Here is a 22,746-nt window from a genome sequence, read left to right on the forward strand (position 1 = left end):
CATGGCTACTGCAAACACTGCCCCCGCAACCACCGCAGCCGTCGATTCGATTGCAGAGATTGATCGAAGCGAAATCACCCGTACTCTCAATCTGGTAAAGCATGAGGTTGGGGAGCTTTTCGCTGATGCAAAGCGCAAGCGTCCTTTCTTCGCTGCCTCGAAGCCTGAAGCTGCTGCAAAGCTCGCCGCATCGCTCAAGGCTCTTCAGGAATTCGCGGATCACCTCGATTCGATCAAGAAGCGCTAATCTTCGATGCCTACATTTCCTGTAGCCGAAGCTGCCGCTCATGTCGCTCCTGAAAAGCTTAAAGAGTTCAATCAAACGCTTGAGGACGCTAAGAGCGAAGGCCGTGAAATCACTGATGTGATTATTGTCAATGGCATTCCGATTGTCTACGCCTCACGTTAGACTCCCCTGCTGAACTAACAAACCCCCGCAGCAAAATATCTTGTGCGGGGGTTTGTTGTTGGTTTCAGAATGTGAGTGCACGATCATTGCTATAGCCACGCTTTTCGCGCTCGTGAGTCGTAAGCTGGCGATTCACTTTGGGATGAAGCATCTCATCACGTATCTCTATGAGCCATGCTTCGAAGGATTCCCATTCCTCCACCATGTGCTGATGCTCACGTGCCCATTTATTAGCTTCGTCTTCCGATTCGTACTGGTCAGGATACTCATCGTAAGCCGGTGGGGGAGCATCTGGCGATTGTGGCATTGCTAGTAGAGCAATTGATTCCCATGCTGCAAATGCATTCTCTACTTCGGTACTCGCGCCAGTTTGGTACGGCTCCCCAAAATTTGCATCTGTGTAATTTTGGAGTTCACGGCGTAGCCTCTCTTCGGCTTGCCGCATTTCTGACGTTGTACGAAGTCGCCTAATTTCTGCTCTTCATTCGCTCTTCATCGCTTCCTCCTTCTTCGCACCGTCAGCCGCAGCTCGTGCTTCAATCTCCTTGCGGATTTCTTCATATCCCTCAAGAGTGCCGATCTCCTTACCAGCTTCATCTCTATCGGCTAGTTGCTTTGCGAGGTTTGTGTAAGAAATTCCAAGAGCAAGCTTGATCGCATCAATGAGATCAACCTTTTCCTTCTTCTTACGACCAGCGAATTCCTGCTTCTTTGCTTCTTCAAGTCCGACTGAAAGCTCGCTGATCACTAGTGCCTTACGTGCAACTTCAGTTGGAGTCGTTCGCTTCGACTGTGCCTTAAGGAATTCCGTCATGGCAGCAATGCTTTCCACGCCAGAAACTTTCTTAGCCTCGCTAGTCTGGTTGTTCCACAGCTCGATCTGAATGTCTCGCGCTTCCTTTGCGAGCAACTCCCATGTAGCTCCGAATTTCTTAATGCGCTCTTCAACGCTTTCGGTTCCATCCGTAATGGAGTAGTAGCTTTCCGAGGGGCTTTCGGGGTTTACGAGATATACAGCCATGCTGATTCCTTTCATCTATGAGTAGACCTTGAGTCTTCCTCGTATCCTAGTGAGAACGCTTCGCGGTGTCTCGTCTTGCTAACGCTTTGTGTACGGAATGCGTATGGTTCAAAGACGTGAAGCCTTTCGTTTCATTCCCGTGTCTCGCAGAGTATTTCTCTCACCCTTAAGACGCAGTGCTAGACGATCTAAGCGATCTATTCCACGCTCACGTGTATTTGTATGCACTTCGTGAGGGCGCGCTTAGATAGCGTTCTACGTCTCCTCTAGAGTGAAGAGCTTCCAGAGTTGTTCTTTAGTTTCTGGCGGGGTGTTCTCATTCACCATCAGTGAAGCCCACTCTTCATCAGTCAGGCGTTCAACTTCATAGTGTGGCTGCTTCCAAACGATTTCAATCCGCTTCAGGAAAGCCTCATCTGTCCTCGAAGCGTAACCCCTTGTCGCTTTCGCAATGATTACGGTCTCTACCTCTGCTCTGATCGCTATTTGCTGATCTTCAAAGAGAGAGTTTGAGGTCGCTAACGGGAGTGCACTAGTCCAGACGGCTTCCATGTGTGTCTTCGGCTGTGCATTATTAGCGTGGAAGTCCCTACGCTCACGCCGCAACTCGTTTCGCTGGTCTTCAAGCTTTTGGATCTGTGGAAAGACAACTTCGCTTGTGAGTATTTTGCTCGCGTGAGCATCCATGAGTTCACTGATGCGCTCAGAGATTTCTTCAAGCTCTTGCTCTCTAGCCCACGTTTTCGGCTCAAGACTCTGCTCTGTGAAGCCTCTGAAGGTGAGCGCTGAAAGGTACTCGAAGACTTCCCTGCTCACATGGTCTTCCAGTCGCTTTGCATTGATCGCTAAATGATTAGCTGTCTTGCCGCTGTTGCATGAATAGCTACTGCGTTCATGCTGATCAAGCCGCTGCCCGTAGAGTTTCCCTCCACAAACGCCACAGCGTAGAAGATCAGAGAGCAGCCATTTACCTTCTTTCACTCCCCTACGGCTTCGGCGCTCCATCATGGCGAGTCCCGCTGATCGCTCTTCTAGAGTGATGATGGGTTCCCAATTTCCCATCACTAGCTTTCCTGAAGCGTCATAAAGCGGCTCCTCATTGAGGCTTCTGACACCTGCTGTCTTCCACCCGAAGAGCACTCGCTTAACTGGAGCCCAACCCCATGAGGCTTTCCCATCAGTGGTGAGGATTCCTTCTGCTTCCCACTTCTTGATAATGGAAGTAATGGACGCTCCCGAAATAATGTCAGCGACTGCATTGCGAATGGCTTGTGCTTCGTCAGGGCGATGATTGATTGCATCTGCTTCAAAACCAAAGCGCCTTCTGTGCTGGATCGCTGGTTCGCCGCTCATAGCTCGTTGGAGATTCTTACGCTTGATGCGTTCAGAGATACGCTCTGCCTCTGCCGCATCCCACGTTGCTAATGTCAGCGCTACGGCTCGTCCATCAGCAGTGGCGAGATTGTGGTCTCCTGAAACAACTGTCCGAATCTCGACTTTGTGCTCTCTATAGAGGTCAATCAGGTCGAGATATTCTCGAACTCGACGGGTCAAGCGAGAATTCGAGTAGGCGAGGATAAAGCTGAAGCGTCCTTTGCGAGCATCCTCAAGCATGCGGTTGTATTGCTCCCGCGTCTTGTTTGTCTTATCGCTTGCCCCAATGTCATTGTCCGCATAGACAGCAATGACTTCAAAACCTAAACGTTCTGCAAGAGCACGGCAATCTGTCTCCTGCCGCTCGATGCCCAAACCTTCACCTTCACGATCATCACTGATGCGTGCATAGATCACTGCCTTTTGGGATTTCGTCATGCCACCCTCTTCGCCTTTGAGTTGATGCTATTGTGACACATACTTAAACAACCACGCGTCAGGCGGTTGTGGCCTTCGTGATTCTCAAGTCACAGCAGCACCTGCTCACCGAGGAGCAGGCCGAGCAGGAGCTGCGCGCGCACGTCGCGTCGCACATCGGCGCGATCGCGAGGCCGCGCAGCGTCTACGTCGTGAACGAGCTGCCGAAGACGCGCTCGGGCAAGATCATGCGGCGCCTGTTGAAGGATGCGGCCGAAGGCCGCAAGATCGGTGATACGACGACGCTGGCCGACACGATGGTGATGCAGCTCATCTCAGACCGGGTCGTCGCGGAGCGCGGCGCGAAGTAGCGGGAGCGCGACGCCCGCAATTGCGAAAGAGGCGGCGGATCCGCATGGATGCACCGCCTCTTTCTTGTGCCGGGCGAAACCTAGTCGCGCACGCGGAAGATGAACTCCACCTCGACGGGGGCGTCGAGCGGCAACACCGCGACGCCGACCGCGGAACGCGCGTGGATGCCCTGATCGGCGAACACCTTGCCGAGGAACACCGATGCGCCGTTCGCCACCGCTGGCTGGCCCGTGAAGTTCGGGTCAGACGCCACGAACGCCGTGACCTTCACGACCTGCTCGACCTTGTCGAGCGAGCCGACAACGCCGCGCACCGCGGCAAGCGCGTTGAGGGCGCACACCTGCGCGAGCTCCTCCGCCGTCGCCGGGGAAACGAGCCCCTCGCCCTCGCCGACCTTGCCGGTGGCGACGAGCGAGCCGTTCGCGATGGGCAGCTGGCCCGCCGTGTACACGTAGTCGCCATCGCGCACCGCCGGCACGTAGGCTGCAACCGCTGGGACGATCTCGGGAATCTCGAGCCCCAGCTCGTGAATGCGATCCTCAATAACTGATGACATCTCAGGCCTTTCTCTTGAGATACGCGACGTTTCCACCGGCGGGGCCCTCGATGATTTGCACGAGTTCCCAGCCCTGGGACCCCCAGTTGTTCAGGATCTGAGCTTCGTTGTGCAGCAGCAGCGGAGTGACAAAGTACTCCCAACGCGGTGCTTCGGTAGCTTCACTCACGTGAGACTCCTTCTTGAAAATAGCGGGTGAAAACGCCTAGTTTTGGCGCGAGCGGCGCTGATTGCCAGCTTTTATCGCCTACCCTTGAGTCTATGACCCCAAAGGCCTCTAAGTCTTCGCGCGTGCCCATGGCAAAGCCCCGTTCAGCCGGCGGCGTTCTCGGCGGCATCCTCGGAGCGGTGGCAATGAGCGCCATCGCCGGCATTCTTGTCACCGCTGCCGTCACTCCCGTCGTCGCGCTCTCGGGCGCCGCGGCGACCTCTGCGGTAAGCATTTTCGAGAACCTTCCGAGCAACCTGAAGCCGGGCCAGCTCGCAGAGCCGAGCACGATCTGGGCGAAGAACGGCGACGAGAACGTCAAGATCGCCGAATTCTACGACCAGGATCGCGTGCCCGTCGGCTGGGACGACATTTCGCCGTATGTGAAAGACGCGCTCGTCGCGATTGAGGACCCGCGGTTCTACACCCACGGCGGCGTCGACGCGCTCGCGGCCTCGCGCGCGGTGCTGCAGAACGTCGCGGGCGGCGACGGCATCTCTGGCGCCTCGACCATCACGATGCAGTACGTGCGCAACGTGCTCGTGCAGGAGTCGACTGCTATTCCAGACCCGGAGGAGCAGGAGAAGGCCTACAAAGACGCCATGGAACAGTCCATGGACCGCAAGCTCAAAGAGATGAAGCTCGCGATCGGCGTCGAAAAGAAGTTCACCAAAGACGAGATCATGACGGGCTACCTGAACATCGCGCTGTTTGGTCGCACGGTCTATGGCATCGAGTCTGCCGCTCACTACTACTTCGGCACGACCGCGAAAGAGCTCACGCTGCCCCAGGCCGCGAGCCTCATCGCCATCGTGAACCGGCCGACGGCCTATCAGCTCGACATCGCAGAGAACCTCGAGGCGAACGAGAAGCGCCGCAACCTCATTCTCGACAACATGCTTACGCAGGGCAAGATCACGCCGGCGCAGCACGACGAGGCGAAGGCCACCCCGGTCGAGCCGAACATCACCCCCCGCGTGCAGGGGTGCACGGTCGCCGAAGATGCTTACGGGCTCGGCCACTTCTGCGACTACGTGCAGAACCAGATGAAGAAGGACTCGGAGTTCGGCCCCGACGCCATGACCCGCGAGTTCAACATGCGCCGCGGCGGCTACGACATCTACACGACGATCGATCTCGACATGCAGCGCGCGGCGGTCGAGGCGATGCGCGAGAACGTGCCGCAGGTGATGGAGGGCATCGACGTTGGCGGCGCAACCGTCAGCCAAGAGGTAGATACCGGCCGTGTGCTCGCGATGGCGCAAAACCGCCCCTACAGCAACGACCCGGAGCTCGCGCCGCAGGGCTTCACGGCAATCAACTACAGCACCGACAAGAGCGACGGCGGCTCCAACGGGTTCCAGGTCGGCTCGACGTTCAAGGCCGTCACCCTTGCCGAGTGGATTCGCACGGGCCACTCGGTCAACGACCGCGTGAACGTGAACGGCCGAAACGTGCAGCTGCAGAGCTTCAGGGCCCGCTGCATGCCAGAGGGCGTCTACGGCTACGGCAACTGGCAGTTCAACAACGACAACATGGGCGTGCGCGGCAACCAGACCGTGCTGACAACCATGGGACAGTCGCTCAACGGCGGCGTGATCTCGATGCAACAGCAGATGGATCTCTGCGACACCTTCGACATGGCGAAGAAGCTCGGCATTCACCGCGCCTCGCCCGCCGCCGCTGAAGACCAACCGAACTTCGGCACGCTCGATCTCACGATGGTGCCGTCGAACACCTTCGGTGGCACCGACGAAATTGCACCGCTCACCATGGCCACGGCGTTTAGCGCTTTTGCGGGCCAGGGCAAGCTCTGCTCCCCGATCGCGATCGACGCGATCACCGGGCCAAATGGCGAGCCCGTGCCGTTCACGAAGAGCTCGTGCTCCGAGGCCATCTCGCCAGAGGTCGCGGCGGGCGTCGCCTACGCCCTGCAGTACACGATCACGAACGGCATCGCGCGCCACGCGGCCTCGGCCTTCGGCACGCCGCACCTCGCGAAGACCGGCACCACCGACGAGTACAAAGACAACTGGACTGTCGGCGCCTCGAGCAAGGTCTCGACAGCGACCTGGGTGGGTAACGTCGGCCCGAACCCGCAGTGTCTCGGGCAGCCGGGCTGTGAGCGCGTCGACACCCGAAACTTCGGCGGCTACCAGGGCCTCACCGCAGCCGACAGCCGCATCTGGCCGGCCGTGATGTACGTCGCCGACCAGAAGTACGGCGGCGAGGGCTTCGGTGACCCCACGCAGACCGCGCTCAAGCAGACCACCGTCGCCGTGCCCGATGTGGCTGGCAAGTCGTTCGACGAGGCCTCGTCGATTCTCACGAACGCAAAGTTCTCCGTGCGCGACGGCGGCGAGGTCGACTCGTCACAGCCGAAGGGCATGATCGCCCGCACCGACCCCGGGGCAGGCGCAGCGGCGGCGCTCGGCGCCGAGATCACGCTCTACCGCTCGCTCGGCAACTCGGGCAAGATTCCCGACGGGCTGACCGACGCGACCGCGCGCGACGCCGAGAACGCGCTGAAGAGCGCAGGCTTCACCTCTGTCAACGCGGTGTGTTCGGGTGACGGCGATGATCTCGACGCTGGCAAACACAAGGTCACCTCGGTCTCACCCGCATCGGGCGAGGAGGCGCGCCTGAACGCGCAGGTCACGCTCACCGTGAACTGCAGCTAGCGATGCAGCGTAAACCCGGCGCACGCGCCGCTGCGGCCCTTGGGTGGGCCGCAGCGGGAGTGCTCGTATGGTCGACCGTTATCGAGCGGCGACTGTTCACGGTGCGCCGTCACGAGATTCCCCTGCTCCCCGCGGGCGCCGCCCCGGTGCGCGTGCTGCAGCTCTCAGACCTGCACCTCGCCCCGTGGCAGACCAACAAGATCAACTGGGTGCGCTCGCTTCGCGCCCTCAACCCCGATCTCGTGGTGCTGACGGGCGACCTCATGGGGCACACCGGCGCCCGCCCTGCGCTGCTGCACACGCTCGAGGCGTTCGCCGACACCCCGACCCTGTTCGTGCACGGGTCGAACGACTACTACGGGCCGAAGTTCAAGAACCCGATGCGCTACCTGCGCGAGCCGAGCCGGCTGAGCACGCGCGCGCAAGACATCGACAACGCCACGCTCACCACCGGGCTCACTGATCTCGGGTTTCTCGACCTCAACAACTCGGCCGCCGCTCTGTCGCTTCGCGGCACCTCGTTCGAGTTCATCGGGCTGAACGACCCGCACATTCGACTGCACAACGCCGACGCGATGCGCGCCGCGATGGGCGAGCAGGGGTTTGCGCTGCCCGACGCGGCCGTTGTCGCCGAGGTCGGAGCGAGCAAGGTCAGCCCGGGTGAAGCGGGCGCGGCTACGGGGGCAGTCACTGACGACCTCGAAACTGGCCGCGGCGTGCGCGTAGGGCTCGTGCACGCGCCCTACCAGGCAGCCCTCGGCGAGCTGCTGTCGTCGGGCTCCGAGCTCATTCTCGCCGGCCACACGCACGGCGGGCAGGTGCGGGTTCCCGGAGTCGGGGCGCTTACCTCAAACAGCGACCTGCCCAACGACCAGGCCCGCGGCCTGAGCGTCTGGTACGACGCGCACCGGGCGGCCTATCTGAATGTGAGCGCAGGGCTCGGCAATTCCATCTACGCGCCCGTGCGGTTTGCCTGCCGCCCCGAGGCGAGCCTGATCACGCTCACCGCGCCTGGCCGGTAGGGGCCGCCCCTGCCGGCCCCGGGCTGCGGTAGCCAGGCGATCTACACACCCCGGGCCCAAACACCGGCCCCGAGACCTATCTACGGCAGATCGCCCCCGGTTCTGCAGGCGCAGCCGCGCCACACGCCCGCCTGCGCGCCCGCCACACGCCCGCCTGCGCGCCCGAGACCGGCACACCCTACACGAGCTCTGGGAGCAACCTAGCGAGCCGTTGTGCGGCCTCATGGGTGGCCTCTGCCGTATTGAATGCACTCAGCCTGAAATGGCCAGCACCGGTCGGCCCGAAGCCAACACCGGGCGTGCCGACGAGCTGCGCCCGCTCAAGCAGCACGTCGAAGAACTCCCACGAGTCCATGCCGCCGGGGCAGCGGAACCACACGTAGGGCGAGTGTTCCCCGCCAACCGCGGCGACGCCAGCACGCTCGAGGGTCTCGCGAATGAGCCGTGCGTTCGCCAGGTAGTAGTCAATGTCGGCCTGCACCTGCGCGCGCCCCTCCGGGCTGTACACTGCCTCGGCCGCGCGCTGCACAATGTACGGGGTGCCGTTGAACTTCGTCGACTGGCGCCTGAGCCACATCGCGTTGAGCGAGACGCCGTCGCGTTGCAGCGCGTGCGGCACCACCGCCCACGAGCAGCGCAACCCAGTGAAGCCGGCGGTCTTCGAGAACGACCCGAGCTCGATCGCGACCTCGTTAGCGCCTGGGATCTCGTAGATCGAGCGCGGCACATCGTCGCCCGTGATGAAGGCGCGGTAGGCAACATCGTAAAGAATCACGGCGCCGGTCTCGCGGGCATAGGAGACCCAGCCCTCGAGGTCTGACCGCGACATCACGGTCCCTGTCGGGTTGTTCGGCGAGCAGAGGTAGATGAGTTCCACAGGCGTTGCCGGGAGCGCCGGCCGGTAGCCGTTCATGTCGTCGCACGGTAGGTAGCTCAGCTTCGTCCATCGCTCCCCGTCGAAGGTGCCGAGCCGGCCGGCCATCGCGTTCGAGTCGACGTAGACCGGGTAGACGGGGTCGGTCACCGCGACGCGGGCGGTATCGGCGAACAGCTCCTGCACGTTCGCCGAATCTTGCTTCGACCCGTCGCCGACGAAGATCTCGTCGGCGGCGACGTCGACACCAATCGCCGCGTACTCCCCCGCCGCGATCGCCTCGCGCAGAAACGCGTAGCCGGCCTCGGGCCCATAGCCCTGAAACGAGCTCGCCACGGCCTGCTCATCGACCGCGCGGTGCAGCGCTTCGATCACTGCTGGTGCGAGCGGGCGGGTGACGTCGCCGATCCCGAGCCGCAGTACCTCGGCTCCCGGGTTCGCAGCCGAAAAGGTGCGCACCCGCTCTGCGACCTCGCTGAAAAGATACGACGGGGGAATCTCCCCGAAGTGCTGGTTGGTGATCATCGGGGAGATCCTGTTCGTTCCGTTGGTTAGTCGGTGAGCTTGGCTGCGACGACCTCGGCGAGCTGCACAGTGTTCAGTGCGGCGCCCTTGCGCAGGTTGTCGTTCGAGACGAAGAACACGAGCCCGCGCCCCTCGGGGGCCGACTGGTCAGCGCGAATGCGGCCGACGTAGCTCGGGTCGTTGCCCGCCGCCTCAAGCGGGGTGGGCACGTCGCTGAGTTCGACGCCGGGGGCCGCGGCGAGCACCTCGCGGGCGCGGTCTGCGCTGATGGGGTTCGCGAACTCGGCGTGGATCGCGAGCGAGTGCCCGGTGAAGACGGGAACGCGCACGCAGGTGCCGGCGACGAGCAGCCCGGGCAGGCCGAGAATCTTGCGGCTCTCGTTGCGCAGCTTCTTCTCTTCGTCGGTTTCGCCCTCGCCGTCTTCGACGATCGACCCGGCGAGCGGGATCACGTCGAACGCGATCGTCTTCTGGTACACCGCGGGCTCGACGAAGTCGATGGCCCGGCCGTCGTGCACGAGCTCTTCGATCTTGCCGGTCTCGACGGCAGCCGTGACCTGGCCGGCGAGCTCGGCGACACCGGCGAGGCCCGACCCCGAGACTGCCTGGAAGGTGGTGACCTTCATGCGTTCGAGACCAGCCTCGGCGTCGAGCGCCTTCATCACGGGCATCGCGGCCATGGTCGTGCAGTTCGGGTTCGCGACAATGCCCTTGCGCGCGGCGACGACCTCGTCGAGCGCCTCGGGGTTGACCTCGCTGACCACGAGTGGAACGTTCGGGTCCATGCGCCAGGCGCTCGAGTTGTCGATGACGATCGCGCCCGCCTCGGCAAACGCCGGCGCGTACTGCTTCGACGGGGTGCCACCGGCCGAGAACAGCGCGATATCGATGCCGCTCTTGTCGCCGGTCGCAACGTCTTCGACGACGATGTCTTCGCCGCGGAACGGCAGCGTGGTGCCGGCCGAGCGGGCGCTCGAGAAAAAGCGAATCGCCTTGATCGGGAAGTCGCGCTCGTCGAGGAGACGGCGCATTACCTTGCCGACCTGGCCGGTGGCGCCGACAACGGCGACTGTGAGTCCCTGCTGTTCAGTCATGTGTTCAATCCTGTTCTTCGTACGCTGTGCGTGTGTGGCGGCCGTGGCCGCGAAATCTGTTGTGGCGGATCCGCGGGCGGTGCCTGCCACAGCTCCCGCCGGGAATTGGGGCCTTGCTAGCGGCCGGTGCCCGCGTATACCGTCGCGGTCTCGTCGGCGTCGAGGCCGAATGCGGTGTGCAGCACGCGAACCGCCTTCTCCATGAGGTCGGCGCGGGTCACGACCGAGATGCGAATCTCTGAGGTTGAGATCATCTCAATATTGATGCCCGCCTCGTAGAGCGCGCGGAACAGCTGCGCGGAGACTCCCGAGCTCGTGCGCATGCCGGCCCCGACGACCGCGATCTTCGCGATCTGGTCGTCGTAGAGCAGCGTCTCGTAGCCGAGCGACTCGCGGGCGGCCTCGAGGGCCTCGGTTACCTTGCGGCCCTCGCCCATCGGCACCGTGAACGAGATGTCGGTGCGGTTCGTGTCTGCAGCGGAGATGTTCTGCACGATGATGTCGATGTTCGCGTCGGTCTTTGCGACGACCTCGAAGATCTGCGCGGCCTTGCCTGGAATATCGGGGACGCCGCCGACCGTAATCTTCGCTTCGCTTGCCTCAGCTGCGACGCCAGTGATGACCGAGTCTTCCACAAGATCTCCCTTCGGGTGCCCTGTCTTGGGCGTGTACACAACAGTTCCTGGTTCGCCGGAGAACGACGATCGCACGTGCAGCTCGACGCCGTGCCTGCGCGCGTACTCGACGGCGCGCAGGTGCAGCACCTTCGCGCCGGAGGCGGCGAGTTCGAGCATCTCTTCCGAGGAGATCGCGTCGATCTTCTTCGCGAGCGGCGCGACGCGGGGGTCGGTCGTGAAGACCCCGTCGACGTCGGTGTAGATCTCGCAGCGGTCTGCGTTGAGCGCGGCAGCGAGCGCGACGGCGGTGGTGTCTGAGCCGCCGCGACCGAGCGTGGTGATGTCGCGGGAGTCGCGGCTGAAGCCCTGGAAGCCGGCGACGATAGCCACCGCGCCCTCGTCGAGCGCCTCGCGCACGCGGCCGGGAGTCACGTCGACGATTTTCGCCGAGCCGTGGTCTGGGGTCGTGATCATGCCTGCCTGGCTGCCGGTGAACGACAGCGCCTCAACTCCCATGCCCTTGATAGTCATCGCGAGCAGCGCCATCGAGATGCGTTCGCCGGCGGTGAGCAGCATGTCGAGCTCGCGCGGTGCCGGGATCGGGGTGCAATCAGCCGCGAGATCCATCAGCTCATCGGTCGTGTCGCCCATCGCGCTCACCACAACAACGACCTCGTTGCCGGTGCGACGGGTCTCGACAATGCGCTTGGCGACGCGCTTAATGCTCTCCGCGTCGGCGACAGACGACCCCCCGAATTTCTGCACGATCAATGCCACGAGGGTCCTCCTTGGTTCTGGGCCAGCTTTCATTCTAGCGGTCGGCGCATGCCCGAGCCCGCTTGACCCCCGAAGCGTGACACGGTGTGACGCGGCGCTTCGTCGCGCGGCGCCTGCTACTCGACGACGCGGCGGCCCTCGAACGCACGCCCAAGGGTGACCTCGTCGGCGAACTCGAGGTCGCCGCCGACCGGCAGGCCGGAGGCGAGGCGCGAGACCGGCACGTCGATGCTCGTGAGCAGCCGCGACAGGTAGGCCGCGGTCGCCTCGCCCTCGAGGTTTGGGTCGGTGGCAATAATAACCTCGCGAACCCGGTCGTCACCCGTCGCCTCCCCGAGCCGGCGCATGAGCGCTGGGATGCTCAGGTCGTCTGGGCCGATGCCATCGATCGGGCTGATCGCGCCACCGAGTACGTGGTACAGCCCACGGAACTGGCGGGTGCGCTCGATTGCGACGACGTCTTTGGGCTCCTCGACCACGCAGATGAGCGTGTGGTCGCGGCGCGGGTCGGAGCAGATGCTGCAGCGCGTCTGCTCGGTAATGTTGCCGCACACCTCGCAGAAGCGCACGCGCTCGCGCACCTCGGTGAGCAGCTCCGCGAGCTTAGACACGTCGAAGCTCTGCGTCTGCAGAATGTGGAACGCGATTCGCTGCGCAGACTTGGGCCCGATACCGGGGAGCCTGCCGAATTCGTCGATCAGGTCTTGCACGATTCCGTCGTACATCGACTACCTCCTGGGCTCTGGGAGCGGGCGCTCCTCAACAAATACGGCACCGAGCACCTCGCGCACGACCGCCTCGCCGTAGCGCGTGAACTTCGGGGCCGTCTTTGCCGCGGGCGCTCCGTCGTCTGTCGCGTCTTCACCCGTGCCTGCGCTAGCCGGAGCTCCTCCGCCCTGACTCGCGGGAGCCGGGGCGCCGCCGCTCTGGCTCGGAGTGGCCGCTGGAGCGACGGCCGGTGCAGCGGCGCTGGTCGCGGGAGCCGGAGCCGTTTCCGGAGCCGTTGCCGTTGCCGTTGCCGTTGCCGGCACAGTCTGCGCTGTCGGCGGGGTCGGCGGGGTCGGTGCTGCTGGCTCCGGTGCTACCTGCGTGCGCGTCGCCGCCGGCACGCCACCGCGCGCATACGGGTCACTATCGGGGTACCCGTACTCGTCGTCGCTGTAGCTCGGCCCGTCACCGTAGGGCGAGTTCTCGCCGTAGCCGTCGTCGGCGGGGCCCGGCTGCGGTGCGCCGGTGCGTGAGAGTGCCGCTGGGGCGGGGGCCGAACGTGCGGGCTCCGCAGCTGGATGGGGTGCTTCGGCCCGGGCGCCCGCGGGCGCATGTGAAGCCGACACAGCGGCGGGCGCGGGCCCTTCAGCCGCGTCCGCAGACGCCGCAGGCGTTGCGGGCGCGTCGGCGCTCCCGTCGTCATGACTCTCCATGCCGGTGCTTGCCCCGCCGGTGTTTGGTGCCTCTGGAATAGCGCCGGCCCACGCCGGGGCGGCGAGCTTCGGCCCGAGCGAGTTCAGCCGAGCGGCGGCGCGCTCCGCGAGGTCATCTACGGGTGGCTGTGCCGGGTGCTCGGGTGGCGGGCCCGCTCGGTGGGGCTCCTCAGAGTCGGCGGAACCGGCATTGGGCTTTGGTTGCGGCTGCTCCTGGGCCTCCCGCGGCGCGGCAACCTGGCGCGGGGCATAGCGCACCCTGATGCCGGTAGCCTCGAGAATGGTCTCTCGCAGCGGGCCTGCACCGGCCGACTTGAACGCTTCGAGGTCGGAGCGATTTGCGACGCCCACCAGCAGCAGGTCGCCCTCGAGGCCGAGCGGCTCGACCGGCCGCACGGCGTTCCACGCATCGCGGTTCGACTCGAGCAGCTCCTCGAGCAGGTCGGGCCACATCTCGCGCAGGTCGTCAAAGCCGGGTAGGGCGTCGACGGCCGACTCTTCCGACGAGTCGGCGGCCCCCGGAGCATCGCTGCCGGGCGACTGCGGGTTCGGGGCCTGCTGTGCCGCAAGTGCCGCAGGTGCCGCAGGTGCCGCAGGCTCGGGTGCTGGTGCCCCGGCCGCCGATGCTGCTGCTGCTGATGCTGCTGATGCTGCTGTCGACGATGCTGTGGCCGACGCCTCTGGCGCCGACGATGCAGCGGGTGTCGGCTCGGCTTGGGCAGCACCGGCCGGCGCGGGCGAAGCCGCCGGCTGCGCCGGAGCCTCGGCCATAGGCTCCGTGCCAATCGAAGCGATCTGCGAAGCGCTCAGCACATCAGAGATCGGCCGGCCGAACCCGGCCGCGCCCTCGTTCGGGTGGGTGGGGCGTGCGGTGGCATCGGGCTGCCCCTGACCGGCTGCGGCGGAGGCCGCCGGGTGGGGCTCACCAACCGGCGCGGCCGGAGCGTCGCCGGTCTGAGCAGCACCAGCCGAAGCAGCGCCCGCCTGGGCGGCACCGGTCTGAGCAGCACCAGCCGAAGCAGCGCCCGCCGAAGCAGCACCACCCGGAGTAGCCGCTGCGCCGGCGCTGTCGCTGCGCAAGAATTCTCGAATCGACGCCGCGGTCTCTGCGGCATTCGCCACCCGCTCGGGCTGGGGCGCGGCGGCTGGCGCCGCGGAGCCGGGTGCGGGCTGGGCCGGGAGGCTCGGCTGCGCTGGCTGCTGGCCCGGCTGGCCCTGCGCGGGCACCGACTGCGCCGCTTGCTGGCCAGGCTGGCCCTGCGGCTGCCGATCAGCCTGGGCTGGGGAGTGACCGCGCCCAGCGGCCTGCGGCTGCGGCAGCGGGCGCTCCGCCAGCGCAGGTGCGCCTGCGGGCTGCGCGGCCCCCGCTACGCTCGTCTCGGCCTCGGCGCCGCCGGAGAGCTCTACGAGCGCCCGCGCAATCATGAGTTCGAGGTGCAGCCGTGGCGGCGTCGCGCCCGTCATCTGGTCGAGGGCGCCACTCACCGTGTCGGCGGTGCGCGAAAGCTCCTTCGCGCCAAATGCGCGCGCCTGCTCGAACATGCGATCGAGCTGATCTTGCGGCACGCCGCGCAGCACCGCCGCGGCGCCCTCGATCGACGTCGCGTTCACAATGATGAGATCGCGCAGCCGCTCGAGTAGGTCTTCGACAAAGCGGCGCGGGTCTTGCCCCGTCTGAATCACCCGATCGGTCGCTGCGAATGCGGCGGCCGGGTCGCCGGCGCCGAGCGCGGCAACGACGTCATCGAGCAGTTCGGTGTGCGTGAAGCCGAGCAGGCCGGCCGCACGATCTGCCGTGACGCTGTCGCCCTCGGAGCCCGCGATCAACTGGTCGAGAATTGAGAGCGTGTCGCGCGCCGACCCGCCGCCCGAGCGCACGACGAGCGGCAGCACGCCCGGCTCAACGTTCACGCCCTCGCTGTCGCACAGCTGCTGCACGTAGTCGATGAGCGCGGCCGGCGGGATGAGCCGGAAGGGGTAGTGGTGGGTGCGCGAGCGAATCGTGCCGATGACCTTCTCTGGCTCCGTCGTAGCGAAGATGAACTTCACGTGCGGCGGGGGCTCTTCGACGATCTTGAGCAGGGCGTTAAAGCCGCCCGCGGTGACCATGTGCGCCTCGTCAATGATGAAGATCTTGAACCGGTCGCGTGCCGGGGCGAATACCGCGCGCTCGCGCAGGTCGCGCGCGTCGTCGACACCGCCGTGGCTCGCGGCGTCGATCTCGACCACGTCGAGCGAGCCGCCGCCGGTGCGGCTGAGCTCGACGCAGCTCGGGCACGTGCCGCACGGGGTGTCGGTCGGCCCCTCGGCGCAGTTCAGGCAGCGCGCGAGAATGCGCGCGCTCGTCGTTTTGCCACAGCCGCGCGGGCCGCTGAACAGGTACGCGTGGCCGACGCGGCCGGTGCGGAGCGCCGTCATGAGCGGATCGGTCACCTGAGACTGCCCAATCATCTCGGAGAATGACTCTGGCCGATACCGCCGATACAGTGCTGCTACCACGACACCCATGTTACCCGCGGGCACCGACATTCACGTGGGCGTCTTCGCAGGCTGTGCAGAACTCAACTGAGGCGGTACCCGAGCGAGAAGCGCCGGTTCGCGAGCGCGGGCAGCACCTCGCGTGCCCGATCCACTGCCGCGGGGTCGACGTCTGCGATCGCGATGCCCTCGGCGCGCGGCCCGAGCCCGGCGACAACCTCGCCAAGCGGATCCACGATGCGACTCAGCCCGGTTGTCGCTGCCCCGCGCGATCCGCCTCCCACCGCGGCACTCGCAACCAGCCAGCTGACGTTCTCGAGCGCGCGAGCGCGCGTGAGCAGCGACCAGTGCTCCTCTTTGCCGGGGCCCGAGGCCCACGCGGCCACCACCACCAGCGTGTTTGCGCCGCGATCGATCAGGCTGCGAAACAGCTCTGGGAAACGAATGTCATAGCAGTTCGCAAGCCCGAGCCGAAGCGTCTCGCCCCCGCGAGTGACGTCGAATACCGGGGGCAGCTCGTCGCCCTGCCGTGTGTGCTCGAACTCGCTCTGCGAGAACGCCTTGTACAGGTGCAGCTTGCGATATCTGGCGAGCTCCGTGCCGTCTGGCGCGATCGCAATGACGGTGTTGTACGGCAGCCCATCTGGCGAGGGCTCGAACCCCGCGGCGACAACCACCGCATCGTGCTCCGCGGCGAGTTCGGCGGTGAGCGCGACAAAACGCGCCCACCACTCTGCGGCAATATCGGTCAGCGCATCGACGGTCACGGCCTGCAGCAACACCATGGTCTGCTCGGGAAACACGATCACCTCAGCGCCGCCTGCGGCGGCCTCAGCGGCCCGCGCACGCATCGCCGCGAGGTTTTCTGCGGGGTCGGTTGAGGGAGTCAGCTGTACCGCTGCGATCTTCACGTTGTCTCCTCGGTCTTCATCGGTGCAACATTCATCTGCACGGGGCCCATCGGTGCCGACCCCACAGGCGCTGTGCCCACCGCCGCCGCACGCAACAGCGGCACCTTCGCACTACCCGGACGCTACCAGCGCGATCGCCTGTTTGGCGATCTCCGCCTCCTCATCGGTCGGCACGACGAGCACCGTGATCTTCGAGTCGTCGGCGCTGATCACGCGCGCCCCGCGCTCGGCCGAGGCGTTCTTCGCCGCGTCGAGCCGCAGCCCGCACCACTCGAACCCCGCGCAGATGAGCGCACGCAAATCGGGCCCGTTCTCGCCGAGCCCCGCCGTGAAGACGACGGTGTCTGCGCCCTCGAGCACCGCGAGGTATGCCCCGAGGTAGTGCCTGGCGCGGTGCACGTAGACCTCAATTGCGAGCTGCGCGGCCTCGTCGCCCGCAGCCGCTGCCGCTCGCACATCGCGGAAGTCGTTTGAACCCGTCATTCCGAGGAAGCCGGCGCGCTTGTTCAGCTCGCGGTCGACCTCCTCGACGCTCACCCCGCGGCGGAGTAGATGGAAGATCGCGCCCGCGTCGATGTTGCCGGATCGCGTGCCCATGACGAGCCCCTCAAGCGGCGTGAGCCCCATTGAGGTATCGACCGAACGGCCGCCGTCGATCGCGCACATTGAAGCGCCGTTGCCGAGGTGCAGCACGATCTGCCTCAGCGATTCGAGCGGCCTGCCAAGGTGCGCAGCTGCCCGCCGCGACACGATCTGGTGCGAGATGCCGTGAAACCCGTAGCGCCTGATGCCGTGCTCGGCGGCGAGCTCGCGGTCGAGCGCGTAGGTATATGCCCGCTGCGGCATTGTCTGGTGGAATGCCGTGTCGAACACCGCAACGTGCGGCAGCTCGGGAAACACCGCGCGGGCCGCGACGATGGCCGCGAAGTGGCCGGGGTTGTGCAGCGGCGCGAGCTCTGCGAGCTCGAGGATGCGGTCGGCGACGGCGTCGTCGACGAGGGTCGGAGCGATAAAGTCGCTGCCGCCGTGCACGACGCGGTGCCCAACGGCGACAATGCCGAGCTCGTCGATCGGGGTGCCAGCTGCCCGGAACTCCTCGACGATCGCGGCGAACCCGGCCGAGTGGTCGGGAATATCCTGCTGCGTCTCTGATTCGCCCGCGCCGCCCCGGTGAATGACCTTGCCAGCGCCAGCCTCGCCGATGCGCTCAACGAGGCCCTGGGCGATTCGCTCACCCGAGGCCTCATCTATCACCTGATACTTGATCGAGGATGAACCGGAGTTCACCACCAGCACCGCGCTCATCGCTCCCCCACCTGCACCGCCGTAATCGCCACGGTGTTCAAAATATCCTGCACCGTCGCGCCCCGCGACAGATCGTTGACCGGCTTGTTCAGCCCCTGCAGCACAGGCCCGACCGCGATAGCGCCTGCCGAGCGCTGCACGGCCTTGTAGGTGTTATTGCCCGTATTCAGGTCGGGGAATATGAACACCGTCGCGTGGCCGGCAACCTGAGAACCAGGCAGCTTCGATGCCCCGGTCTCAGGGTCGATCGCCGCATCGTACTGCAGCGGCCCCTCGACGAGCAGCTCGGGGTGCGCAGCGCGCACGAGCGCCGTCGCCTCGCGCACCTTGTCAACCTCGGCGCCAGAGCCCGACTCCCCCGTCGAGTACGAGAGCATCGCGATTCGCGGATCCACCCCGAACTGCGTGGCAGTCTCGGCCGACGATGCTGCGATATCCGCGAGCTGCGCGGCGTTCGGGTCGGGGTTCACCGCGCAGTCGCCGTAGACGAGCACTCGGTCGGCGAGCGCCATGAAGAACACGCTCGAAACCACCGAAACGCCAGGCTTCGTCTTGATGAACTCGAGGCTCGGGCGAATGGTGTGGGCCGTCGTGTTCGCCGCGCCAGACACCATGCCGTCGGCGAGACCGAGGTGCACGAGCATCGTGCCGAAGTAGCTGACGTCGCGCATGCGGTCTCGGGCATCTTCGAGCGTGACGCCCTTGTGCGCGCGCAGCTTCGCGTACTCCGCAGCGAACTGCTCGAGCAGGGGCGACGTCGCCGGGTCGATCACCGTCGCGCCGTCGATCGCGAGCCCGAGCTCGGCCCCGCGCTTGCGAATCGCGCTCTCGTCGCCGAGCAGCGTGAGCTTCGCGATGCCGCGCGCGAGCAGCGTGCTCGTCGCCCGCAAGATGCGGTCGTCGCTCCCCTCGGGCAACACGATGTGCGCGCCGGCCTGCGCCGCCCGCGCGAACAGCTCATACGCAAACATCGCCGGGGTGCGCACGCTGCCGCGGTGCAGCCGGAGCCGCTCGCGCAGATCCGCCGTGTCGACGTGCTCGTGGAACAGCGCGAGCGCCGTATCGAACTTCACCGGCGACTCCTCGGTGAGCAGCCCGCGGGCGTGCGTGACGCGCTGCGCGGTCTCGAAGGTGCCGTGCGGGGTGCGGATCACGGGGAGCACAGCACCGATACCGTCGAGCAGTCGCTCAACGTCTGGGTGGATCGCAAAGTCGCCGTTCAGCACGACCGCTCCGAGCGTGGGGAAGCCCTCGGCCTCATGGGCCATCGAGACGGCGAGGAGGGTCTCCGCGCGATCCGCCGCGATCACAACGACCGCGCCCTCAATCAGCCGGGGCAACACATTCGGCATCGACATGCCGGCGATCACGATGCTGCTCACCTCGCGCCCGAGCAGCTCGGCGCTACCGCGCACGAGCTCGCCATCGACCGCGCGCATGATCTCGGCGACCGGCGGGGCGACGAGCAGGGGCTGCTCGGGGATCGCCCAGACCGGGGTACCCTCTGGCACAACGGCGGTGACGGCCGCCGTGATCTCTGCGAGCGCCTCGGTGTCGGCGCGGTTGACGAGCGTCGCGAGCAGGCTCGCGTGCTCCTCGTGCAGCTCGGCGACGCTGAGCTCAACAACCGTCGCGAGCTCGTCTGCCGCGCGGGCGCTCGACTGGCCAAGCACCTCCTGCTCGGCCATGTCGCGGCCGCCGACGACGAGTAGCACGGGCGAATCGAGGTTCGCCGCGATGCGCGCGTTCGTCGAGAGCTCGGTCGGTGCCGCGACATCGGTGTAATCGGAGCCGACGACCACGATCGCGTCGCACTGCGCCTGCAGCGAGCGGTAGGCGCTCACGATGCGCGCCATCGCCTCGTCTGCGTCGCGCGCGAGCTCCTCGTAGGTGACTCCGACGCAGTCGTCATAGGAGGGGCCGGGGGTCGCCTTGCCGCGGAGCATCTCGAGCACGCGATCGCGCTCGCCGCTCTCATCGCGGGAGCGGATCACCGGGCGAAACACCCCCACCCGCGGCACGTCGGCCTTCAGCGCGTCGAGCACGCCGAGCGCGACTGCGCTCTTACCCGTGCGACCTTCGGGGGACGTGAGATAGATGCTAGCTGCCACGCTCTCAGTGTATTCCTCACCTCCGTGGAATCGTCACAGCTGTCGCTCGACCTGCCGTTTCATCACCGAGCATCGGGGGAACGCGGTGCGGTGCGGGGCGGGGCGCGGGGCGGGGCGGGGCGCGGTGCGGGGCGCGGTGCGGTGGGGTGCGGTGCGGTGCGGTGGGGGGGCGGTGCGGTGCGGTGCGGTGCGGTGCGAATGCAGCGTGGCGCTTTGGGCTGGCACCCCGTGAGGTGCCGGCCCAAAGCGCTATCGACGGCTTGCTCGAGCGGTTACTCCTGGGGCCGCCCCGCGGCGAAGCCCGCAGCGAAGCCGCGCTCAAACGCAACGCTTCGTTCACCGCGGCCACCGCGATGGCCACCGTGGTCGCCACCGTGGTCGCCACCGTAGTAGCCAGAGTCAAACCCGCGGTTGGAGCCCCGGCCGTGGCCGCAGTCGCGCCACGCGCCGTGCTCCTGGGCAACACCGCGACCGCGGTCATAGGGGTGGGAATGGCCTTGGCCACGGGAGTAGCCGCGACCGCTGCAGTGCTCGCGCTCCTGGGGGTGGTCGTGGCCGTTATGGTAGCCCTGGCGGTGGTCGTGGCCGTGGTGGTGGCTCTGGTGGCGGTCGTGGCCGTGGCCGTGGCCGTGGCCGTGGCCGTTCTGGTAACCCTGGCGGCGGTGGCCGCTCCCGCGACCGCGACCGCTGCGTGGCAGCCGCATGCCCTCGGCCCACCCGAGCTCGCGCGCCATAGCTTCGAGGGAAGCCACTGTGGTTTCAAAGTCATCGGCCGTCACCGCTCCAGATACGCGGTCTCGCACCTCTTGCACGATCCGAGTGAGGTTCGCTTGTGCGAGCTCTCCGGCCTCTGTGAGCTTCCAGCCCATGCTGGCTGCGGTGTTGTCAGCTGCATCTGCACGCGCGATCCACCCGCGATCCGCCAGAGACCAGAGCCGCTTGCCGCCCCGCTCAAGCCGGGCGCTCAGTCGCTCTGGAATCTCGCGCTCGCTCGAGAGGAGGTTGAGAACCCGCAGGTCGCGGCGCGAAGCACCGGCCTCGGCGAACCGAGCCTGCACCTCACGAGCGGTCAGCGCGTCGACCGCACGGAGCCAGTAGCGCAGCGCGCGAACCGGGTCGCGGCCCGCGATGCCGTCGGTGTTGTCGGTGTTGTCGGTGTTGTCGGTGTTGTTCTTGTTGAAGTCTTGAGTGTTACTCATGAGTGAGTCCTTTCCTGCGGGCTGAACCCGCTTCGCATGCCTCGTTCGTGAACTGTGAGGTTTTCCATGTCATCTTGCATGCACATGTATAGTGACATGGAATAATAATCATGTCAAGTTACATGTAAACTTTTCTGCATGGAGTCTTCAGTCAACGCTCAGCAACCGACACCGGGGCACCCGACTCAACTCGAGGCAGACGCCCTCATCGACGCCCTCGGAAGGCTGCGTGGCCGCCGCGGTGGGCGTGGCGGGCGTGGCGGCCACCCGCACCCCGGGGGCGGGTACCCGCGGGGCGAGCGCGGTTGGGCCGGGCACCCCGGCGAGGAACGCACTGGCGGCTCGTGGGGGCCAGATTCCGCTGAGCACGGCGAACACGACGAACCCGGGCGGGGTGGCCGGCAGGCTGGTGGCCGCCGCGGGCGGCATGACCGCGGCGGCGGCCCGGCACTCTTGCGGCTACTCGGCACGCTCGCACACGCCGCCGAACCGCTGTCGATCAGCGAGCTCGCAGACCACATTGGCGTCGACCAGCCGCGAGCATCGCGCCTCGTGCAACAGGCTGTGGAGCACGGGCACGCCGTGCGCGAGGTAGACCCGAACGATGCACGCCGCACCCGAGTTCGCCTCACCGACTCCGGCTTGCAGCTTGTGCATGGCGTGCGCGGGCAGCAGCGCGATGAGGCGAGCGCTGCACTCGCTGCGCTGAGCGGGCCCGAACGCGCCGAGCTGCTGAGGCTGCTCGCGAAGCTTGCCGAGGCCTGGCCGCACCGCTAGGCCTCGAGTTATCGACGCGAGGGGCGGCGCTGGCACCGAGACCGGCTGGCGGGCCACCCGACGCTCCCCACCCAATCGGGGGCCCAGGCGGCGCAGTCTCAGCTCAGTCGGGGCCCAGCCTGGGCCCGCGCGGCGCCAAATCGGGGCCCTCCCCGCGTGATCCCTAGGCTTCCCTCCGAGATCGCCCGCTTACCCACGCAAACAAGAGGGTGGGCTCGGAGGCAAGTGCAGGGGTGGGCGGCCCGTAGACCCGGTAGCGCGGAGATAGGCCCGGGGAGGGGGCAAAGTGCCCCGAAGCGGCGCCAGGCGCAGCCGGGCAGGCGCAGCCGGCCAGGCGCAGCGAGGCGCAGCCGGGCAGGCGCAGCCGGGCAGACGCAGCCAGGCGCAGCCGGCCAGGCGCGGCCCGCCCCGCAAAAAAGAAAGCGCCCCTCACGCACCCGATAGAGCCCAGCTACCCTTGCTCCGTTTCCGGCCTGGGGGAGTTTACCGAGATATCGCCACGTGAGGGGCAGTGAATAGTCTAGCGGATCGCGGGCGCCGCAAAGTACACATTGGGCCACGACACAGGCCACGACACAGGCCACGACTCGGGCCACG

Annotated in this window: 19 protein-coding genes, 1 other RNA gene and 1 pseudogene; 6 read left to right on the forward strand and 15 right to left on the reverse strand. The window is 65.9% G+C overall.

Annotated elements, in window-relative coordinates; all coding sequences use genetic code 11:
• Position 1 precedes the first annotated feature (1 nt).
• Together ABD115_RS13955 and ABD115_RS13960 are read left to right on the forward strand one after the other, a co-directional pair.
• Complete coding sequence (locus ABD115_RS13955; protein ID WP_343961888.1) at positions 2-247, forward strand: hypothetical protein; 246 nt, start codon at positions 2-4, stop codon at positions 245-247.
• Positions 248-253: 6 nt separating this feature from the next.
• Positions 254-409 (forward strand): hypothetical protein, encoded by a 156-nt coding sequence (locus tag ABD115_RS13960; RefSeq protein WP_343961890.1) that lies wholly within the window; start codon positions 254-256, stop codon positions 407-409.
• A 64-nt stretch (positions 410-473) separates the two neighbouring features.
• Here ABD115_RS13960 and ABD115_RS13965 read toward each other — a convergent pair whose 3' ends face one another.
• From ABD115_RS13965 to ABD115_RS13975, 3 genes are all read right to left on the reverse strand, one after another.
• Positions 474-854, reverse strand: a complete 381-nt coding sequence (locus tag ABD115_RS13965; protein ID WP_343961892.1) for a hypothetical protein — start codon at positions 852-854, stop codon at positions 474-476.
• 36 nt (positions 855-890) lie between these two features.
• The gene (locus tag ABD115_RS13970; protein ID WP_343961894.1) at positions 891-1,430 is read right to left on the reverse strand and encodes a hypothetical protein; all 540 of its coding nucleotides are present in this window, start codon (positions 1,428-1,430) and stop codon (positions 891-893) included.
• Between the two features lie 255 nt (positions 1,431-1,685).
• The gene (locus ABD115_RS13975; protein ID WP_343961896.1) at positions 1,686-3,242 is read right to left on the reverse strand and encodes a recombinase family protein; all 1,557 of its coding nucleotides are present in this window, start codon (positions 3,240-3,242) and stop codon (positions 1,686-1,688) included.
• A gap of 50 nt (positions 3,243-3,292) precedes the next feature.
• Between ABD115_RS13975 and ABD115_RS13980 the strand changes: the two are divergent.
• Positions 3,293-3,592 (forward strand): annotated as a pseudogene (locus ABD115_RS13980) (AMP-binding enzyme); the annotation flags it as partial.
• Positions 3,593-3,672: 80 nt separating this feature from the next.
• Here ABD115_RS13980 and ABD115_RS13985 read toward each other — a convergent pair.
• Both ABD115_RS13985 and sp36 read right to left on the reverse strand, forming a co-directional pair.
• Positions 3,673-4,149: a RidA family protein gene (locus tag ABD115_RS13985; RefSeq protein ID WP_343961898.1), complete on the reverse strand. Its 477-nt coding sequence runs from the start codon at positions 4,147-4,149 to the stop codon at positions 3,673-3,675.
• 1 nt (position 4,150) lies between these two features.
• Positions 4,151-4,318 (reverse strand): Sp36 family protein, encoded by a 168-nt coding sequence (sp36, locus tag ABD115_RS13990; RefSeq protein WP_343961900.1) that lies wholly within the window; start codon positions 4,316-4,318, stop codon positions 4,151-4,153.
• Positions 4,319-4,446: 128 nt separating this feature from the next.
• Here sp36 and ABD115_RS13995 point away from each other — a divergent pair, with 128 nt between their 5' ends.
• Positions 4,447-7,038, forward strand: coding sequence for a transglycosylase domain-containing protein (locus ABD115_RS13995; protein WP_343961902.1), 2,592 nt, complete (start codon positions 4,447-4,449; stop codon positions 7,036-7,038).
• Positions 7,039-7,040: 2 nt separating this feature from the next.
• Complete coding sequence (locus ABD115_RS14000; RefSeq protein ID WP_343961904.1) at positions 7,041-8,060, forward strand: metallophosphoesterase; 1,020 nt, start codon at positions 7,041-7,043, stop codon at positions 8,058-8,060.
• A gap of 178 nt (positions 8,061-8,238) precedes the next feature.
• Here the strand turns inward: ABD115_RS14000 and ABD115_RS14005 are convergent, their stop codons facing one another.
• The 9 genes from ABD115_RS14005 to ABD115_RS14045 form a co-directional block, all read right to left on the reverse strand.
• Complete coding sequence (locus ABD115_RS14005; RefSeq protein WP_343961906.1) at positions 8,239-9,459, reverse strand: LL-diaminopimelate aminotransferase; 1,221 nt, start codon at positions 9,457-9,459, stop codon at positions 8,239-8,241.
• A 26-nt stretch (positions 9,460-9,485) separates the two neighbouring features.
• The gene (locus ABD115_RS14010) at positions 9,486-10,553 is read right to left on the reverse strand and encodes an aspartate-semialdehyde dehydrogenase (RefSeq protein ID WP_343961908.1); all 1,068 of its coding nucleotides are present in this window, start codon (positions 10,551-10,553) and stop codon (positions 9,486-9,488) included.
• Positions 10,554-10,669: 116 nt separating this feature from the next.
• Positions 10,670-11,947 carry an aspartate kinase gene (locus tag ABD115_RS14015; RefSeq protein WP_343961911.1) on the reverse strand — a complete coding sequence of 426 codons (1,278 nt, stop codon included), beginning with the start codon at positions 11,945-11,947 and terminating at the stop codon, positions 10,670-10,672.
• A gap of 116 nt (positions 11,948-12,063) precedes the next feature.
• Positions 12,064-12,672: a recombination mediator RecR gene (gene recR / locus ABD115_RS14020; RefSeq protein ID WP_343961914.1), complete on the reverse strand. Its 609-nt coding sequence runs from the start codon at positions 12,670-12,672 to the stop codon at positions 12,064-12,066.
• Positions 12,673-12,675: 3 nt separating this feature from the next.
• The gene (locus tag ABD115_RS14025) at positions 12,676-15,867 is read right to left on the reverse strand and encodes a DNA polymerase III subunit gamma and tau (protein ID WP_425560056.1); all 3,192 of its coding nucleotides are present in this window, start codon (positions 15,865-15,867) and stop codon (positions 12,676-12,678) included.
• 62 nt (positions 15,868-15,929) lie between these two features.
• Positions 15,930-16,757, reverse strand: a complete 828-nt coding sequence (locus ABD115_RS14030) for a nitrilase-related carbon-nitrogen hydrolase (RefSeq protein ID WP_343961918.1) — start codon at positions 16,755-16,757, stop codon at positions 15,930-15,932.
• Positions 16,758-16,868: 111 nt separating this feature from the next.
• Positions 16,869-18,062 carry an acetate/propionate family kinase gene (locus tag ABD115_RS14035; RefSeq protein WP_343961920.1) on the reverse strand — a complete coding sequence of 398 codons (1,194 nt, stop codon included), beginning with the start codon at positions 18,060-18,062 and terminating at the stop codon, positions 16,869-16,871.
• Positions 18,059-20,173, reverse strand: a complete 2,115-nt coding sequence (gene pta / locus ABD115_RS14040; protein WP_343961922.1) for a phosphate acetyltransferase — start codon at positions 20,171-20,173, stop codon at positions 18,059-18,061. Before pta ends, ABD115_RS14035 begins: the two co-directional genes overlap by 4 nt.
• A gap of 272 nt (positions 20,174-20,445) precedes the next feature.
• Positions 20,446-21,372: a hypothetical protein gene (locus ABD115_RS14045; protein WP_343961924.1), complete on the reverse strand. Its 927-nt coding sequence runs from the start codon at positions 21,370-21,372 to the stop codon at positions 20,446-20,448.
• A 138-nt stretch (positions 21,373-21,510) separates the two neighbouring features.
• Here ABD115_RS14045 and ABD115_RS14050 point away from each other — a divergent pair, with 138 nt between their 5' ends.
• A complete protein-coding gene (locus tag ABD115_RS14050) occupies positions 21,511-22,149 on the forward strand; it encodes a MarR family winged helix-turn-helix transcriptional regulator (protein WP_343961926.1) in 639 nt (212 codons plus the stop codon).
• A gap of 417 nt (positions 22,150-22,566) precedes the next feature.
• Here the strand turns inward: ABD115_RS14050 and ffs are convergent.
• Positions 22,567-22,663: signal recognition particle sRNA small type (ffs, locus tag ABD115_RS14055), an RNA gene on the reverse strand.
• Positions 22,664-22,746: the final 83 nt, after the last annotated feature.

The sequence above is a fragment of the Leucobacter albus genome (assembly GCF_039528015.1).
GTDB classification, from domain to species: Bacteria; Actinomycetota; Actinomycetes; order Actinomycetales; family Microbacteriaceae; genus Leucobacter; species Leucobacter albus.

Excerpts from the sequence above, each read along its gene's own strand:
- ABD115_RS13955 (WP_343961888.1), top strand. The coding sequence starts at position 2 with ATGGCTACTGCAAACACTGCCCCCGCAACCACCGCAGCCGTCGATTCG.
- ABD115_RS13960 (WP_343961890.1), top strand. The coding sequence starts at position 254 with ATGCCTACATTTCCTGTAGCCGAAGCTGCCGCTCATGTCGCTCCTGAA.
- ABD115_RS13965 (WP_343961892.1), bottom strand. The coding sequence starts at position 854 with ATGCGGCAAGCCGAAGAGAGGCTACGCCGTGAACTCCAAAATTACACA.
- ABD115_RS13970 (WP_343961894.1), bottom strand. The coding sequence starts at position 1,430 with ATGGCTGTATATCTCGTAAACCCCGAAAGCCCCTCGGAAAGCTACTAC.
- ABD115_RS13975 (WP_343961896.1), bottom strand. The coding sequence starts at position 3,242 with ATGACGAAATCCCAAAAGGCAGTGATCTATGCACGCATCAGTGATGAT.
- ABD115_RS13985 (WP_343961898.1), bottom strand. The coding sequence starts at position 4,149 with ATGTCATCAGTTATTGAGGATCGCATTCACGAGCTGGGGCTCGAGATT.
- ABD115_RS13995 (WP_343961902.1), top strand. The coding sequence starts at position 4,447 with ATGGCAAAGCCCCGTTCAGCCGGCGGCGTTCTCGGCGGCATCCTCGGA.
- ABD115_RS14000 (WP_343961904.1), top strand. The coding sequence starts at position 7,041 with ATGCAGCGTAAACCCGGCGCACGCGCCGCTGCGGCCCTTGGGTGGGCC.
- ABD115_RS14005 (WP_343961906.1), bottom strand. The coding sequence starts at position 9,459 with ATGATCACCAACCAGCACTTCGGGGAGATTCCCCCGTCGTATCTTTTC.
- ABD115_RS14010 (WP_343961908.1), bottom strand. The coding sequence starts at position 10,553 with ATGACTGAACAGCAGGGACTCACAGTCGCCGTTGTCGGCGCCACCGGC.
- recR (WP_343961914.1), bottom strand. The coding sequence starts at position 12,672 with ATGTACGACGGAATCGTGCAAGACCTGATCGACGAATTCGGCAGGCTC.
- ABD115_RS14035 (WP_343961920.1), bottom strand. The coding sequence starts at position 18,062 with ATGAGCGCGGTGCTGGTGGTGAACTCCGGTTCATCCTCGATCAAGTAT.
- ABD115_RS14045 (WP_343961924.1), bottom strand. The coding sequence starts at position 21,372 with ATGAGTAACACTCAAGACTTCAACAAGAACAACACCGACAACACCGAC.
- ABD115_RS14050 (WP_343961926.1), top strand. The coding sequence starts at position 21,511 with ATGGAGTCTTCAGTCAACGCTCAGCAACCGACACCGGGGCACCCGACT.